The organism is Burkholderia sp. IT-111MI5 (genome assembly GCF_949752865.1).
Lineage (GTDB): Bacteria > Pseudomonadota > Gammaproteobacteria > Burkholderiales > Burkholderiaceae > Burkholderia > Burkholderia pyrrocinia_C.
The window spans coordinates 319,902-335,499 of the sequence record NZ_CATKIF010000066.1 but is presented as its reverse complement, the minus strand read 5'-3'; the positions used below and the strand labels follow the sequence as shown (position 1 = coordinate 335,499).

The window sequence follows — 15,598 nt, the reverse complement described above, 5'->3', positions numbered from 1 at the left end:
CGCATCGTTTCTTCGACGAAGGAAAGGAGCTCATCATGACCGCCACGTCCTCGCGCGCATCGTCGTCCACGAGCCAGTCGCGCCGTGCCCGCCTGGCCGCCGCCGCGCAGCCGGTCAGCCCCGGCCCGCAGACGGCCGCATTCGCGCAGGGCGTGGGCGCCGCGCATGCGGCGGCCGTCTCGCTGTCGAATGCGTCGCTGCGGCTCGACGTGCTGCCGCATCTGGGCGGCGGCATCGCGCGCTTCGACTGGCGCGGCGACAACGGTGCGCTGGTGCCGGTGTTTCGCCGCTGCGAGCATCCGGAGACGGCGACGGACCCGAACGAGCTCGCGTGTTATCCGCTGCTGCCTTACTCGAACCGGATCGGCGGCGCGCGCTTCGAATGCGACGGGCGCAAGGTCGCGGTGCCGCGCAACCGGCGCGACGAGCCGCTGCCGATCCACGGCGACGGCTGGCTCGCGCCGTGGCAGGTGGACGAGGCGACCGACACGACGCTGCAGCTGTCGCTCGATCGCGCGGCCGGCGCGCCGTATGCGTTCCGCGCGATCCAGTCGTTCGAACTCGACGACACGACGCTGTCGATCGCGCTGACGATCGAGAACGCGGGGCGCGCCCGGCTGCCGTTCGGGCTCGGCGTGCATCCGTTCCTGGTGCGCGACGCGGTGACCGAGCTGGCCGCGGCGGCCGGCGGGCTGTGGTTGTCGGGCCCCGATTTCCTGCCGGTGCGGCACGTGAGCGTGCCGCCGGCCTGGCAGTTCGGCGTCGCGTATCCGCTGCCGGGCGCGCTCGTCAATCACGCGTTCACCGGCTGGGGCGGCCACGCGACGGTGAGCTGGCCGCGCCGCGGGCTGTCGCTGACGGTCGCGGCCGACGCCGACGCGTACGTGCTCTATACACCGCCCGGCGAGGATTTCTTCTGCTTCGAGCCGGTCGATCATCCGATCAATGCGGTGAACCTGCCGGGCGGCGCGGCCGCGCACGGAATGACGCTGCTCGCGCCGGGCGAGCGGCTCACGCGGCGTTTCGCGTTCACCGTCGGGCGCGCCGATGCGCGCGGCAATGCCGCGACTCGCGAGGCGCGCCGAAGACGCGGGTAAAATACGCGGTCTACCAATGGTTTGCCGCGAGTACCCGCCATGTCTTCCCCGCTTACTTTCATCGAATCGCTGCGCGCCGCGTGGCAGCGCACGAATTCGCTGCTGTGCGTCGGCCTCGATCCCGAGCCGTCGCGCTTTCCCGTGCAGTTCGACGGCCAGCCCGACGCGATCTTCGAATTCTGCCGGCAGATCGTCGACGCGACCGCGCAGTACGCGAGCGCGTTCAAGCCGCAGATCGCCTATTTCGCCGCGCATCGCGCGGAAGACCAGCTCGAACGGCTGATCGCGCACATCCACCTTCAGCATCAGGGCCTGCCCGTGATCCTCGACGCGAAGCGCGGCGACATCGGCAGCACGGCCGAGCAGTACGCGCGCGAAGCGTTCGAGCGCTATCGCGCGGACGCGGTCACGGTGAACCCGTACATGGGCTACGACTCGGTCGAGCCGTACTTCGAGCACGACGGCAAGGGCGTGATCGTGCTGTGCCGCACGTCGAACCCGGGCGGCTCCGACCTGCAGTTCCTGGAAACGGGGGGGCGGCCGCTGTACCAGGTCGTCGCGGATCTCGCGGCGAACAAGTGGAACGCGAAGAACGGCCAGCTCGGCCTCGTGGTCGGCGCGACGTTCCCGAAGGAAATCGAGATCGTGCGCGGGATCGTCGGCGACATGCCGCTGCTGATTCCCGGCATCGGCGCGCAGGGCGGCGACGTGCAGGCGACCGTCAGCGCCGGCCGCACGGCCGACGGCACGGGCATGATGATCAACTCGTCGCGCGCGATCCTGTACGCGAGCAACGGCGAGGATTTCGCCGAAGCCGCGGCGCTCGCCGCGCAGAAGACCCGCGATACGATCAACGCGCATCGCTAAAACGCTCCGGTCGCCCCTTCGGGCGGCCGACTTTCCGGCAGGCCCGCACCGGCGGGCCGGTGCCGCGTTCCCGCGCAACTTTCCCGCTTCGTCCGCCTGCCCGGTCAGCCCTCGCGCTCGTCGAGCAGCTTCAATAGCCCGCGCAGCGCATGCACGGCCGCCTGCGTGCGGATCTGTTCGCGGTCGCCCTTGAACACGAGCGTTTCGACGTCGGTATGAAGCCGGTTGCTCCAGCCGAACGACACGGTGCCGACCGGCTTTTTCTCGCTGCCGCCCGCCGGGCCCGCGATGCCCGTGACGGACAGCGCGACCTGCGCGCGGCTGTTGCGCAGCGCGCCTTCGGCCATCGCGCGCGCGACGGGCTCGCTGACGGCGCCGTGCTTGTCGATCAGGTCGGGCGGCACGCCGATCATGTCGATCTTGGCCTGGTTCGAATACGTGACGAAGCCGCGCTCGAACCACTGGCTGCTGCCGGAGATGTCGGTGATCGCCGCGGCGATCATGCCGCCGGTGCAGGATTCGGCGGTGGCGAGCGTCAGGTGCTCGTCACGCAGCTTGTTGCCTGCGCGGATCGCAAGCTGGTGGACGACGGAATCGGTTGGCATGCGCGTCGGGAAACGGGAGTCGGGAAATCGGTCAGCCGACGACGGAGCGCCACAGGGCGATCACGAGCAGCGTCATGAACGCGGCGACCAGGTCGTCGATCATGATGCCGAGCCCGCCTTTCAGGCGGCGGTCGAAATAGCGGATCGGCGGCGGCTTGAGCATGTCGAAGAAGCGGAACGCGACGAACGCCCACAACTGGCCGATGAAGGTCGCCGGCGTGACGAACAGCATCACGAGCCAGATCGCGACGATCTCGTCCCAGACGACGGCGCCCGGATCGGACGTGCCCATCTTCCTCGCGGTGAAACCGGTGATCCACGTGCCCGCCGCGAAGCCGGCCGCGATCAGCACCCACCATTCGGGTACCGTCAGGTAGCGGCTCAGCACGACGAACGTGAGCCAGCCGAACAGCGAACCGAACGTGCCGGGCATGATCGGCGCGAGCCCGCTGCCGAAACCGAGCGACACGAGGTGCGCCGGATGCGACAGCATGAAGCGCGCGCTCGCGCGCTTCGGCGCATTCCCGTTCGGTGCGGCGCCGGGTTCGGCCGCGGCGTGCGCGGGCGTCGGGTCAGTCTGCATGGAAGTGGTCGAAGCCGTGCAACGTGAGAGCCAGGGGCGCGCCGGCGGCGTCGCGCCACGCGATCGCGGGCCGCTCCGACGGCGCGGACAACGCGCGTATTGTACCGATTCGCGCGACCGGCACGCCGGCCGTCGCGCCGGCCGCTTCGACCGCCGCGCGGGCCGCGGCCGGGGCCGTGAAGCACAGCTCGTAGTCGTCGCCGCCCGCCAGCGTGCAGCGGCGCTGCACGTCGGGCGGCAGCGTCGCGAGCGCGGCCGAGCGCGGTACCGCGTCGGCGTCGATCTCGGCGCGCACGTTCGAGCGCGCCAGGATGTGCTGCAGGTCGCCGGCGAGGCCGTCGGAGATGTCGAGCGCCGCGTGCGCGACCCCCGCGAGCGCGAGGCCGAGCGCGACGCGCGGTTCGGGGCGCTCGAGCGCGTGCCGGAACGCGGCCGCTTCGTTCGCGCCGGCCGCCCATTCGCCGCGTGCGACGCCGAGGCCGGCGCGTGCGTCGCCGAGCGTGCCGGACACCCAGACGTCGTCGCCGTCGCGCGCGGCATCGCGCCGCAGCGCCGCGTCGGGCGCGACTTCGCCGAATACGGTCACGCACAGGTTCAGCGGCCCGCTCGTCGTGTCGCCGCCGACCAGCTCGCAGCCGAATCGCTCGGCGAGCGCGAACAGCCCGTTGCTGAACGCCTCGAGCCACGCCGCGTCGGCGCGCGGCAGTGCGCACGCGAGCGTGAACGCGCGCGGCTCGGCGCCCATCGCCGCGAGGTCGGACAGGTTGACCGCGAGCGTCTTGTGGCCGAGCGCGTCGGGCGCGACGTCGGGGAAGAAGTGGCGGCCCTCGACCAGCATGTCCGTCGAAATGGCCAGCAATTTCCCGGATCGAGGTGCGATCAGCGCGCAATCGTCGCCGATGCCGAGCGTCGACGCGCGTGCGCCCTGTGCCGCGCGGCGCGCGAAGAAGCGATCGATCAGCGAAAACTCGGAGAGGGCGGCTGGCACGGCGGGTGGATCCGATACGGTTCAGGGAACGGCATTGTACGAGGCGAACGGCGGCGTTCCTGCACCGTTCGGTTCATTTTTGTCGCGGCTGTCGCACCCGAATCGCCGGTCTGGCGGCCTTCGATTGGCGCTACAATGCCGTCGAACAGTTATTCTAATCCGCCCGTCACGAGACACATGTCCACCCAAGCCTCCTCCAAAGCCAAGCTCCGCGAAGCCGCGCTCGACTATCACGAATTCCCGACTCCGGGGAAGATCGCGATCGCCCCGACCAAGCAGATGATCAACCAGCGCGACCTCGCGCTCGCGTATTCGCCGGGCGTGGCGTATGCGTGCGAGGAGATCGTCGAGAACCCGCTCAACGCGGCGCGTTTCACCGCGCGCAGCAACCTGGTCGGCGTCGTCACGAACGGCACGGCGGTGCTCGGTCTCGGCAACATCGGCCCGCTCGCGTCGAAGCCGGTGATGGAAGGCAAGGCCGTGCTGTTCAAGAAGTTCGCCGGCATCGACGTGTTCGACATCGAGCTGAACGAGTCGGACCCGCACAAGCTCGTCGACGTGATCGCCGCGCTGGAGCCGACCTTCGGCGGGATCAACCTGGAAGACATCAAGGCGCCTGACTGCTTCATCGTCGAGCGCGAAGCGCGCAAGCGGATGAAGATCCCGGTGTTCCACGACGACCAGCACGGCACCGCGATCGTCGTGGCCGCGGCCGTCACGAACGGCCTGAAGGTCGTCGGCAAGGACATCAAGAAGGTGAAGCTCGTCGCGTCCGGCGCGGGCGCGGCCGCGCTCGCGTGTCTCGACCTGCTGGTCGACATCGGCCTGCCGATCGAGAACATCCTGGTGACCGACCTGGCCGGCGTGGTCTACAAGGGCCGCACCGAACTGATGGACCCGGACAAGGAGCGTTTCGCACGCGAAACCGACGCGCGGACGCTGGCCGAAGTGATCGAAGGCGCGGACATCTTCCTCGGCCTGTCGGCCGCGGGCGTGCTGAAGCAGGAGATGGTGAAGGGCATGGCCGAGCGCCCGCTGATCCTCGCGCTCGCGAACCCGACGCCGGAAATCCTGCCGGAACTCGCGCTCGAAGTGCGCCCGGACGCGGTGCTGGCCACGGGCCGTACCGACTACCCGAACCAGGTCAACAACGTCCTGTGCTTCCCGTTCATCTTCCGCGGCGCGCTCGACGTCGGCGCGACGACGATCACGCGTGAAATGGAGATCGCGGCCGTCAATGCGATCGCCGAGCTCGCGCAGCAGGAACAGAGCGACATCGTCGCGACCGCGTACGGCATCCAGGATCTGTCGTTCGGCCCCGAATACCTGATTCCGAAGCCGTTCGACCCGCGCCTGATCGTGAAGATCGCGCCGGCCGTCGCGCAGGCCGCGATGGACGGCGGCGTCGCGACGCGCCCGATCGAGGACATGGAGGCGTACCGCGTCCATCTGCAGCAGTTCGTGTATCACAGCGGCACGACGATGAAGCCGATCTTCCAGATCGCGCGCAGCGCGCCGGTGGAGAAGAAGCGCGTCGTGTTCGCGGAAGGCGAAGAAGAGCGCGTGTTGCGCGCCGTTCAGATCATCGTCGACGAAAAACTCGCGACGCCGATCCTGATCGGCCGGCCGTCGGTGATCGAGCACCGTATCCAGCGCTACGGCCTGCGCCTGAATCCGGGTGTCGACTTCACGGTTGTCAACACCGAGCACGACGAGCGCTACCGCGACTTCTGGCAGTCGTACCACAAGCTGATGGCGCGCAAGGGCATCAGCGAGCAGCTCGCGCGCGTCGAGATGCGCCGCCGCACGACGCTGATCGGCGCGATGCTGGTGAAACGGGGCGAAGCGGACGGGATGATCTGCGGCACGATCAGCACCACGCACCGCCACCTGCACTTCATCGACCAGGTGATCGGCAAGCGCCCCGGCTGCAGCGTTTATGCGGCAATGAACGGCCTCGTGCTGCCGGGCCGCCAGATCTTCCTGGTCGACACGCACGTGAACGTCGATCCGACCCCGGAGCAACTGGCCGAGATCACGATCATGGCCGCGGAAGAAGTACGCCGCTTCGGTATCGAGCCGAAGGTCGCGCTGCTGTCGCATTCGAATTTCGGCACGAGCAACGCGCCTTCGGCGCAGAAGATGCGCGATACGCTCGCGATCCTGCACGAAACCGCACCGGAACTGAAGGTCGACGGCGAGATGCACGGCGACGTCGCGCTCGACGCGGCGCTGCGCAAGGAAATCCTGCCGGAATCGACGCTGGAAGGCGACGCGAACCTGCTGATCCTGCCGAACATCGACGCCGCGAACATCGCGTACAACCTGCTGAAGACGGCCGCCGGCAACAACATCGCGATCGGGCCGATCCTGCTGGGTGCTGCCCAGCCGGTGCACGTGCTGACCGAATCGGCGACCGTTCGCCGCATCGTCAACATGGCGGCGCTGCTGGTCGCCGACGTGAACGCCGCGCGCTGAGCGAAAACGAACGCGCCAGGCCGGTCGAACCGGCGTGGCGCGTCGGGCGAAATTGTAAACAAAAGCAAAAAGAAGCGTGCCCGCAATGGGCACGCCGTCGGGCAGGGCGCAAACGCGCTTCCCTCAAAGCAACAGCAGCATCTCTCCACTCCAGGTAACGAGCGTGGCAAGGAGGCAGGGTCTTGCCATACGAAAGATGCCGCCTGCATTTTATCTTATGTAAGATAAATGTAGTGTAAATTCGGTAAGAAATACGCACATCCGCACATCGTCGGGCTTTCGATTCCCAAACGGACATTGATTCGCGCGGCCAATAACGCTACGCTAACGCCTTTGTTGGTCGTCAACTACTTGATTTAACAGCGGGAACCCTGGTTCATGGCACGCAAGTGGCTCCGCAACGGCGCGCTCGCGTCCGTCTTCGCGATGTTCGCGATGGGTATCGTCGGCACGCCGACGGGCAGTCTGGTTTCCGCCGCTTACGCACGGGAGGCCGTTTCGGCCGACGTGGCCGCCAGCGGGCTCGATACGATCCCGACCGCCCGTCTTCCGCGCGAGGCCGTGACCACGCTGGGACTGATCGGCGCCGGCGGCCCCTATCCGTACGAGAAAGACGGCGTCGTGTTCGGCAACCGCGAGCGGATTTTGCCGAAGGCGAAGCGCGGCTACTACCATGAGTACACGGTGCCGACGCCGCGTGCCCGCAATCGCGGCGCGCGCCGGATCGTCTGTGGCGGGCCATTGCGCCGGATCGACAACTGTTATTACACGGGCGACCACTACAACAGTTTTAAACGTATTGTTGAATGACTTCGGGACGAATGGCATGAGCGACTCCATCTACGCGCACGATTCGGCGGCGGCGGAACTGTTCGCGGCCGGCGACGGCAACCTGTTTCAGCGCGTGATTCAACTGAACGCGGCGGCACAGGCCGTCGGCGCGCCGGAGCAACAGGAAGCCGAGCCCGGGCTTTCATCGAACGAGGAGCCTATGAGCCTTTTCACGACCGTGCGACCCAATCTCGTGCAGTCGATCCGCGCGTTCCGCGTGCAGGATCTCGCCGACGAAGCCGGTCGGCTCGGCCAGCACTTCCTGTACGCGTATTGCGGCGCCGCGCAGTCGAAGCAGGAAGTGATGGAAACGATCGCGACGTCGTTCCTGTTCCCGAAGCATTTCGGGAAGAACTACGACGCGCTGTACGACTGCCTGACCGACCTCGTCGCGAAGGCCGGCGCGCAGCCCGGTTTCGTGATCGTCCTCGAAGGGCTGCCGATCGCGCAGAAGTTCGACAAGGAAGGGCGCGAGACGCTGCTCGACGTGTTCCGCGAGGCGGCCGAGTTCTGGGCCGAGCGCAAGGTCGCGTTCCGCGTGTTCTACTCGTTCGCGTAAGCGCGAATCGGCCTGCGGCACGGCGAAAAGCCCGCTTCGAGCGGGCTTTTTTGCGTGTGCGCGGCCGGCCCGACAAAATTCCTTATCGATATCGAGCCGTTGAAAGCGGCGCGCTAACGCGCATCGCCGCGCGTCGACGTCATGCCGCGGCGCCTGCCCGGTCGCGCATCACCATCCGCCCCAGCGCGCTGCCAATGCCGCGAGCACGGCCGCGCCGGCCGTCTCGGTGCGCAGCACGCGGGGCCCAAGCGACAACGCGGTGAAGCCGCGCGCGCGGGCCGCGTTTTCCTCGTCGGGCGACAGTCCGCCTTCGGGCCCGATCAGCAGCGTGACGGGCGCTCCGGGCGGCGTGTCTGGCAGCGACGCGAACGGGATGCTCGCGCGCGGCGACAGCAGCAGCCGCAGTTCGCCGTCGGCCGGCGCGGCCGGCAGCGCATCGAGCCACGCGTTGAAGCCGAGTACCGGCGCAACCTCGGGCAAGCGGTTGCGCCCGCACTGTTCGCACGACGCGCGCACGACGCCGCGCCAGTGCGCGACGCGCTTGTCCGCGCGTTCGCCGGCGAGCTTCACGACGCCGCGTGCGGTCGACAGCGGCACGATCGCCGCGACGCCGAGCTCGACGGCCTTCTCGATCACCCAGTCCATCTTGTCGCCGCCGGCGATCCCTTGCGCGAGCGTCACGCGATAGGGCGGCTCGGCCTCGGCCGGCTCGAACGCGTCGATCTGCGCGAGTGCGCTGCGCTTGTCGATCTCGACGAGCCGCGCGCGGTATTGGCCGCCCGTGCCGTCGAACAGCGCGAGCACGTCGCCGGGCTGCAGGCGCAGCACCTGAGCGTGGCGCGCGACGTCGGCCGGCAGCGCGAGCGTGGCGTCGGCGCGCAGTGCCGCGTCGACGAAAAAGCGCGGCACGGCCGCGGTGGTGGTGGCTTCGTTCATGCGTGTGGCGGTTTCGGTCATGCGTCGAGATGGCGCGCGAGTGCCCAGCGGTAGCCGTCGAGATCCTCGATCTGCGCGAACCGGTCGCCCCAGAACTGGTCCTGCGGCGCGCTCAGCGATTTCGCGCCCGCGTCCAGCGCGCGCTGCCAGGTTGCGTCGACATCGTCGACGTACAGATAGAACGACTGCGGCGCGGTGGCGTGCGCGCTTTTCGGCGTGAGCGCGATCGAGCCGAATGCACCTTCGGGTGCGAACATCACGATCAACTGGCCGCGGTAGACCATCTCGACGTGCATGATCGCGCCGTCCTCGTCGTGCACGTCGCGCAGCTCGAAGCCGAATGCGGCCTTGAAGAAATCGATGGCCGCGCGCGCGTTGCGTACGGCCAGGTATGGCGTCAACCAAGGCACGTTGGCCGGACGTGGATCGGTCATCGGTAGTTCTCCTGCATGGGGGAAAGCGGAACGGCTCGGCTGCCCGGACGCTCAGCGGCGAGCGCCCAGTGTATCGCGCAGCGTGTGCGGCAGGGCAAAGAGGGACGCATGCAGCCGCGCGTCGTAGTAGCGCAAGCCCTGGACGTGGCGCGCGGCGAGCCGTTCGTCGATGTCGTGCGCGAACAGCGCGGCCGCATCGAGCGTGTCGCTCGCGATCGCCATCAGCCACTGCGAACCGTACAGCGGCACGTGCGCGGACAGCGGATCGACGACCGCGAAGCTCGCGCGCAGGTCGTCGAGCAGCGCGGCGATGCGCGCGGCGTGGAACACCGGCGAGCCGAGATGCATCGAGATCGCGCCGCACGGCGTGAGGATCCGCTTGAGCCGCGCGTAGAACGCGCGTGTGTAGAGGCCGGCCGCCGGCGAATCGGGCGGCGTGAGGTCGAACACGACGAGATCGAAATGCTCGATGGTCGACTCGACGAAATGCGCGGCGTCGCCGATCACGAGCTCGACGCGCGGGTCGTCGAGCGCGCCCTGGTGCACGTCGTCGAGATAACGACGCGCCATCCCGACCACCTCGTCGTCGAGCTCGGCGATCACGATCCGCTCGATGCACGCGTGCTTGAGCAACTGGCGCGCCGCACCGCCGTCGCCGCCGCCGAGCACGAGCGCCTTCTTCGGTGACGGATGCGCAAGCGCGGCCGGGTGCGTCATGCACTCGTGATAGACGTATTCGTCGCCGACCGACGTCATCGGCCGGCCGTCGAGCGTAAACAGGCGGCCGAGCTGCGGGGTTTCCCAGACTTCGATCTGCTGGTGCAGGGACGCGACGCGCGCGAGCCGCCGGGCATTCGGGAAGCCGTAGGTGGCATCGGGCGTGGGGTGAAAGAGTAGCGTGGTGCTCACGGGCGGGCCGCTAGGGGCAGTCGGTTCTGACGTCTGAATTATAGGAGGCGCGCGGTTTGGCGGAAAACCGTGCCGGAACACCGCGCGCCGACAAGGGAAATGTCGGCCCATCTGTTAAAATGACGAGCTTTGCAGCCCCGTCCGTAGGCTCCGTCCGCTTCGCGTCCGTCAGGCGCCGCACCGCGCGCCGGGAACGATTGACGCTCGAGCTTCCGGATGCCGCCGTGCCCCCGTTTCCTCGACTCGTTCTCCGGACTCGACATGACGACTTCGTCTCCCGCCTCCACCACCCTGATGGCCAACGCGATCCGTGCGCTCGCGATGGACGCCGTCCAGCAAGCGAACTCCGGCCACCCCGGCATGCCGATGGGCATGGCCGAAATCGGCGTCGCGCTCTGGTCGCGCCATCTGAAGCACAACCCGACGAACCCGCACTGGGCAGACCGCGACCGCTTCGTGCTGTCGAACGGCCATGGCTCGATGCTGCTGTACTCGCTGCTGCACCTGACCGGCTACGACCTGCCGATCGAAGAGCTGAAGAACTTCCGCCAGCTGCACTCGAAGACGCCGGGCCACCCGGAATACGGGATCACGCCGGGTGTCGAGACGACCACCGGCCCGCTCGGCCAGGGCCTCGCGAACGCGGTCGGCATGGCGCTCGGCGAAGCGCTGATGGCCGACGAGTTCAACCGTGACGGCGCGAAGATCGTCGATCACCACACGTACGTGTTCCTCGGCGACGGCTGCCTGATGGAAGGCATCTCGCACGAAGCCTGCTCGCTCGCGGGCACGCTGAAGCTGAACAAGCTGATCGCGCTGTACGACGACAACGGCATCTCGATCGACGGCGACGTCGTGAACTGGTTCCACGACGACACGCCGAAGCGCTTCGAAGCGTACGGCTGGAACGTGATCCCGAACGTGAACGGCCATGACGTCGACGCGGTCGACGCGGCGATCGCGAACGCGAAGCTGTCGGACAAGCCGACGCTGATCTGCTGCAAGACGGTGATCGGCAAGGGCGCGGCGACCAAGGCCGGCGGCCACGACGTGCACGGCGCGGCGCTCGGCGCGGAAGAAATCGCGAAGACGCGCGAAGCGCTCGGCTGGAAGTGGGAGCCGTTCGTGATTCCGCAGGAAGTCTATGCGGCATGGGACGCGAAGGAAGCCGGCAAGCGTGCCGAGAACGACTGGGACGCGACGTTCGCGCAATATCGCGCGAAGTTCCCGGCAGAAGCCGCCGAATTCGAGCGCCGGATGGCCAACCAGCTGCCGGCCGACTGGGCGCAGAAGGCTGCGGCGATCATCGCCGGCGCGAACGAGCGCGCCGAGACGGTCGCGACCCGCAAGGCTTCGCAGCAGGCGATCGAAGGGCTGGCCGCTGCGCTGCCCGAACTGCTCGGCGGCTCGGCCGACCTGACCGGCTCGAACCTGACCAACTGGAAGGCGTCGAAGGCGGTTCGCGCGAATCCGGAAGGCGCGGGCGTCGTGCTGGGCAACCACATCAACTACGGCGTGCGCGAATTCGGCATGAGCGCCGCGATCAACGGCCTCGCGCTGCACGGCGGCCACAAGCCGTTCGGCGGCACGTTCCTGACGTTCTCCGACTACAGCCGCAACGCGCTGCGCGTGGCCGCGCTGATGAAGGTGCCGTCGATCTTCGTGTTCACGCACGATTCGATCGGCCTCGGCGAAGACGGCCCGACGCACCAGTCGATCGAGCACGTGTCGAGCCTGCGCCTGATCCCGAACCACGACGTGTGGCGTCCGGCCGACACGGTCGAGACGGCCGTTGCCTGGACGCACGCGGTTGCCGCGGATCGTCCGTCGAGCCTGATCTTCAGCCGCCAGAACCTCGCGTTCAACCCGCGTACCGACGCGCAGATCGCCAACATCGAGAAGGGCGGCTACGTACTGAAGGACTGGGACGAGGAAATCGTCGCGCGCAAGATCATCCTGATCGCGACGGGTTCGGAAGTCGAGCTCGCGATGAAGGCCGTCGAGCCGCTCGCGCAGCAGGGTATCGCGGCGCGCGTCGTGTCGATGCCGTCGACCAACGTGTTCGACCGCCAGGACGCCGAATACCGCGAACGCGTGCTGCCGCACGGCGTGCGCCGCGTCGCGATCGAAGCCGGCGTGACGTCCTTCTGGCACAAGTACGTCGGCCTCGAAGGCGGCGTCGTCGGGATCGACACGTTCGGCGAATCGGCGCCGGCCGGCGTGCTGTTCAAGTACTTCGGCTTCACCGTCGAGCACGTCGTCGAGACGGCCAAGGCCGTGCTGGCCTAAAAGCAATTCGCGACGCGCGCCACCCGTTGCGCGCGTCGCACCGTGAAGCTGCACGAAACGAATTTTTTCAGCCATCAGGAGATAGACCATGACGATTCGCGTCGCAATCAACGGCTACGGCCGTATCGGCCGCAACACGCTGCGCGCGTTTTATGAAAACGGCAAGAAGCACGATCTCGAGATCGTCGCGATCAACGACCTGGGCGATGCGAAGACCAACGCGCACCTGACCCAGTACGACACCGCGCACGGCAAGTTCCCGGGCGAAGTGTCGGTCGACGGCGACTACCTCGTCGTGAACGGCGACAAGATCCGCGTGCTGGCGAACCGCAACCCGGCCGAACTGCCGTGGGGCGAGCTCGGCGTCGACGTCGTGATGGAGTGCACGGGCTTCTTCACGACCAAGGAAAAGGCGAGCGCGCACCTGAAGGGCGGCGCGAAGAAGGTGATCATCTCGGCACCGGGCGGCAAGGACGTCGACGCGACGATCGTCTACGGCGTGAACCACAACGTGCTGAAGGCCGAGCACACCGTCATCTCGAACGCATCGTGCACGACGAACTGCCTCGCGCCGCTCGTCAAGCCGCTGAACGACAAGATCGGCCTCGAAACCGGCCTGATGACGACGATCCACGCGTACACGAACGACCAGGTGCTGACGGACGTCTATCACGAAGACCTGCGCCGCGCGCGTTCGGCCACGCACAGCCAGATCCCGACGAAGACGGGCGCTGCTTCGGCCGTCGGCCTCGTGCTGCCGGAACTGAACGGCAAGCTCGACGGTTACGCGATCCGCGTCCCGACGATCAACGTGTCGATCGTCGACCTGTCGTTCATCGCCAAGCGCGACACGACGGTCGAGGAAGTCAACGCGATCATGAAGGAAGCGTCGGAAGGCTCGCTGAAGGGCATCCTCGGCTACAACGACGCACCGCTGGTGTCGATCGACTTCAACCACAACCCGGCTTCGTCGACGTTCGACGCGACGCTGACCAAGGTGTCGGGCCGCCTCGTCAAGGTGTCGAGCTGGTACGACAACGAGTGGGGTTTCTCGAACCGCATGCTGGATACGGCTGTCGCGTTCGCGAACGCGAAGTAATCCCGCACGTTGCGCGGCCGCGGCAACGCGGCACGCACGGCGAACGAGCCCGGCCCGGTTTTCCGGCCGGGCTTTTTTGTTGTCGCGAGCCGCGAATGCGTCGTCACCGCGCCGCCGTCACCTGCTCGAGCGCGTCGACGAACGCACGCTTCAGCGGGCTGTCGAGGTCGGTCCACGCGAGGCCGATGCCGCTCCGGTGGCCGGCCAGGTCGAGCGGCCGCGCGAGCACGTTCGGCGGCAGCGCGCTGGCGGCTTCCGCCGGGATCAGCCCAATGCCCATCCCCGCCGCGACGAGCGCGAGCATCGTCGTGAATTCCCCGAACTCCTGCGCGATTTCGAGCGTCGTACCCGCGCGGCTCAGCGCGAGCAGCATGTCGTCGTGAAAGCCGGGCGCATAGCGGCGCGCGAGCACGAACGCGGGCTGGCCGCGTAGCGCCGCCGGCGGGATTGTGTCGTGCGCGGCGAGCGGATGGTCGAGCGGCAGCGCGACGACGAAGCCTTCTTCCAGCACCACGCGCGTGTCGATGCCCGCATACGCGGCCGGCAGCCGGATCATCCCGAAATCGATCCGCCGGTCGCGCAGCGCGGCGATCTGGTCGGGCGTCGGCATGTCCTTCAGTTCGAGCGCGATCAGCGGATAGCGCTCGCGCATCGTGCGCAGCACGGCCGGCAGCAGCGCGGGCAGCACCGACGACACGAACGCGATCCTCAGCGTGCCGATCTCGCCGCGGCTCGACAGCCGCGCCATCTGTTCCGCGCGCGCGGCCTGCTGCAGTGTCGCGCGCGCTTCCGGCAGGAACACGCGCCCCGTGTCGCTCAGTTCGACCTTGTGGCGGTCGCGCTCGAACAGCCGCGCACCGAGCTCTTCCTCGAGCGCCTTGATCTGCATGCTCAGCGCGGGCTGCACGATGAACAGGCGCTGCGCCGCGCGCCCGAAATGCAGCTCTTCCGCGAGCGTGACGAAGGCGCGCAATTGCTTGAGTTCCATGGGCGGCGGGCAGGAGAGGGCGGTAATCAGATTTCATGATAACCGGATCAAAAAAGACCATTGGCGCAGCCTCGGGCCGGCAGCAGAAGATACCGTCGACGCGAGACCGGCCGCGACGGGCAGCCGGCTCCACTGGCACGAGGAGACATGCATGACCAACGCACTTGAACGGTTCCGTCTCGACGGCCGCCGCGCACTGATCACGGGTTCCGGACGCGGGATCGGGCTGACGCTCGCCCGCGGGCTCGCGGAAGCAGGCGCGGCGATCGTCATCAACGATCGTAATGAAGAGAAGGCTGCGACGCTCGCGCGCCATTTTCGCGACGAAGGCTTCGCGGCCGACCATGCGGTGTTCGACGTCTCCGAGCATGCGCAGGTGCGCGCGGCGATCGACGACTTCGAGGCGCGCGTCGGTGCGATCGACATCCTCGTGAACAACGCGGGCATCCAGCGCCGCGCGCCGCTCGACGCATTCGAGCCCGACGACTGGCATGCGCTGATGCGCGTGAATCTCGACGGCGTGTTCAACGTCGCGCAGGCCGTCGCGCGTCACATGATCGCGCGCGGCCATGGGAAGATCATCAACATCTGCTCCGTGCAGAGCGAGCTCGCGCGGCCGACGATCGCGCCGTACGCGGCGTCGAAGGGCGCGGTGCGGATGCTGACGAAAGGGATGTGCGCCGACTGGGCGCGCCACGGCATCCAGGCCAACGGCCTCGCGCCCGGCTATTTCGAAACGGAGCTGAATCGCGCGCTGGTCGACGACGCGGCGTTCTCGGACTGGCTGTGCAAGCGCACCCCGGCCGGCCGCTGGGGGCGCGTCGACGAGCTGTGCGGCGCGGCGATTTTCCTTGCGTCGGCCGCATCCGATTTCGTCAACGGCCAGACGCTGTTCGTCGACGGCGGCCTGACGAGCGCCGTATAGGGAGGAAGGT

At 67.9% G+C, this 15,598-nt stretch carries 15 protein-coding genes; 8 read left to right on the top strand and 7 right to left on the bottom strand.

Annotation, left to right across the window (positions count from 1 at the left end):
* Positions 1-35: 35 nt before the first annotated feature.
* Positions 36-1,097, top strand: coding sequence for an aldose 1-epimerase (locus tag ACM6JT_RS30955; RefSeq protein ID WP_414857859.1), 1,062 nt, complete (start codon positions 36-38; stop codon positions 1,095-1,097).
* Between the two features lie 39 nt (positions 1,098-1,136).
* The gene (gene pyrF, locus ACM6JT_RS30950; protein WP_414857858.1) at positions 1,137-1,964 is read left to right on the top strand and encodes an orotidine-5'-phosphate decarboxylase; all 828 of its coding nucleotides are present in this window, start codon (positions 1,137-1,139) and stop codon (positions 1,962-1,964) included.
* Positions 1,965-2,068: 104 nt separating this feature from the next.
* On the opposite strand, the gene ACM6JT_RS30945 is transcribed toward pyrF, so the two are convergent.
* The 3 genes from ACM6JT_RS30945 to thiL are packed head-to-tail and all read right to left on the bottom strand — an operon-like array spanning position 2,069 to position 4,140.
* Complete coding sequence (locus tag ACM6JT_RS30945) at positions 2,069-2,569, bottom strand: CinA family protein (protein WP_034182697.1); 501 nt, start codon at positions 2,567-2,569, stop codon at positions 2,069-2,071.
* A 31-nt stretch (positions 2,570-2,600) separates the two neighbouring features.
* Entirely contained in the window at positions 2,601-3,152 is a 552-nt protein-coding gene (locus ACM6JT_RS30940) for a phosphatidylglycerophosphatase A (RefSeq protein WP_034182698.1), read from the bottom strand.
* Positions 3,142-4,140: a thiamine-phosphate kinase gene (thiL, locus tag ACM6JT_RS30935; RefSeq protein ID WP_407971148.1), complete on the bottom strand. Its 999-nt coding sequence runs from the start codon at positions 4,138-4,140 to the stop codon at positions 3,142-3,144. Before thiL ends, ACM6JT_RS30940 begins: the two co-directional genes overlap by 11 nt.
* Positions 4,141-4,275: 135 nt before the next feature.
* On the opposite strand from thiL, the gene ACM6JT_RS30930 reads away from it, so the two are divergent.
* From ACM6JT_RS30930 to ACM6JT_RS30920, 3 genes are all read left to right on the top strand, one after another.
* Positions 4,276-6,618 carry an NADP-dependent malic enzyme gene (locus tag ACM6JT_RS30930; RefSeq protein ID WP_414857857.1) on the top strand — a complete coding sequence of 781 codons (2,343 nt, stop codon included), beginning with the start codon at positions 4,276-4,278 and terminating at the stop codon, positions 6,616-6,618.
* Positions 6,619-6,996: 378 nt separating this feature from the next.
* Positions 6,997-7,428 (top strand): ribonuclease domain-containing protein, encoded by a 432-nt coding sequence (locus ACM6JT_RS30925; RefSeq protein ID WP_034182701.1) that lies wholly within the window; start codon positions 6,997-6,999, stop codon positions 7,426-7,428.
* 16 nt (positions 7,429-7,444) lie between these two features.
* Positions 7,445-8,008: a barstar family protein gene (locus ACM6JT_RS30920; protein WP_027783519.1), complete on the top strand. Its 564-nt coding sequence runs from the start codon at positions 7,445-7,447 to the stop codon at positions 8,006-8,008.
* A 168-nt stretch (positions 8,009-8,176) separates the two neighbouring features.
* Here the strand turns inward: ACM6JT_RS30920 and ACM6JT_RS30915 are convergent, their stop codons facing one another.
* Genes ACM6JT_RS30915 through speE form a run of 3 tightly spaced genes read right to left on the bottom strand, consistent with a single transcriptional unit; the run spans position 8,177 to position 10,287 of the window.
* Positions 8,177-8,944 (bottom strand): 16S rRNA (uracil(1498)-N(3))-methyltransferase, encoded by a 768-nt coding sequence (locus ACM6JT_RS30915; RefSeq protein WP_034183404.1) that lies wholly within the window; start codon positions 8,942-8,944, stop codon positions 8,177-8,179.
* Between the two features lie 17 nt (positions 8,945-8,961).
* Positions 8,962-9,378, bottom strand: coding sequence for a VOC family protein (locus ACM6JT_RS30910; RefSeq protein WP_034182702.1), 417 nt, complete (start codon positions 9,376-9,378; stop codon positions 8,962-8,964).
* A gap of 51 nt (positions 9,379-9,429) precedes the next feature.
* A complete protein-coding gene (speE, locus tag ACM6JT_RS30905; protein WP_243565195.1) occupies positions 9,430-10,287 on the bottom strand; it encodes a polyamine aminopropyltransferase in 858 nt (285 codons plus the stop codon).
* Positions 10,288-10,503: 216 nt separating this feature from the next.
* Between speE and tkt the strand changes: the two genes are divergently transcribed.
* Together tkt and gap are read left to right on the top strand one after the other, a co-directional pair.
* Entirely contained in the window at positions 10,504-12,576 is a 2,073-nt protein-coding gene (tkt, locus tag ACM6JT_RS30900; RefSeq protein ID WP_034182704.1) for a transketolase, read from the top strand.
* An 88-nt stretch (positions 12,577-12,664) separates the two neighbouring features.
* Positions 12,665-13,675: a type I glyceraldehyde-3-phosphate dehydrogenase gene (gene gap / locus ACM6JT_RS30895; protein WP_107314676.1), complete on the top strand. Its 1,011-nt coding sequence runs from the start codon at positions 12,665-12,667 to the stop codon at positions 13,673-13,675.
* Between the two features lie 103 nt (positions 13,676-13,778).
* Here the strand turns inward: gap and ACM6JT_RS30890 are convergent, their stop codons facing one another.
* Complete coding sequence (locus ACM6JT_RS30890; protein ID WP_258282481.1) at positions 13,779-14,663, bottom strand: LysR family transcriptional regulator; 885 nt, start codon at positions 14,661-14,663, stop codon at positions 13,779-13,781.
* A gap of 151 nt (positions 14,664-14,814) precedes the next feature.
* Here ACM6JT_RS30890 and ACM6JT_RS30885 point away from each other — a divergent pair, with 151 nt between their 5' ends.
* Positions 14,815-15,588: an SDR family NAD(P)-dependent oxidoreductase gene (locus ACM6JT_RS30885; RefSeq protein WP_414857856.1), complete on the top strand. Its 774-nt coding sequence runs from the start codon at positions 14,815-14,817 to the stop codon at positions 15,586-15,588.
* Positions 15,589-15,598: the final 10 nt, after the last annotated feature.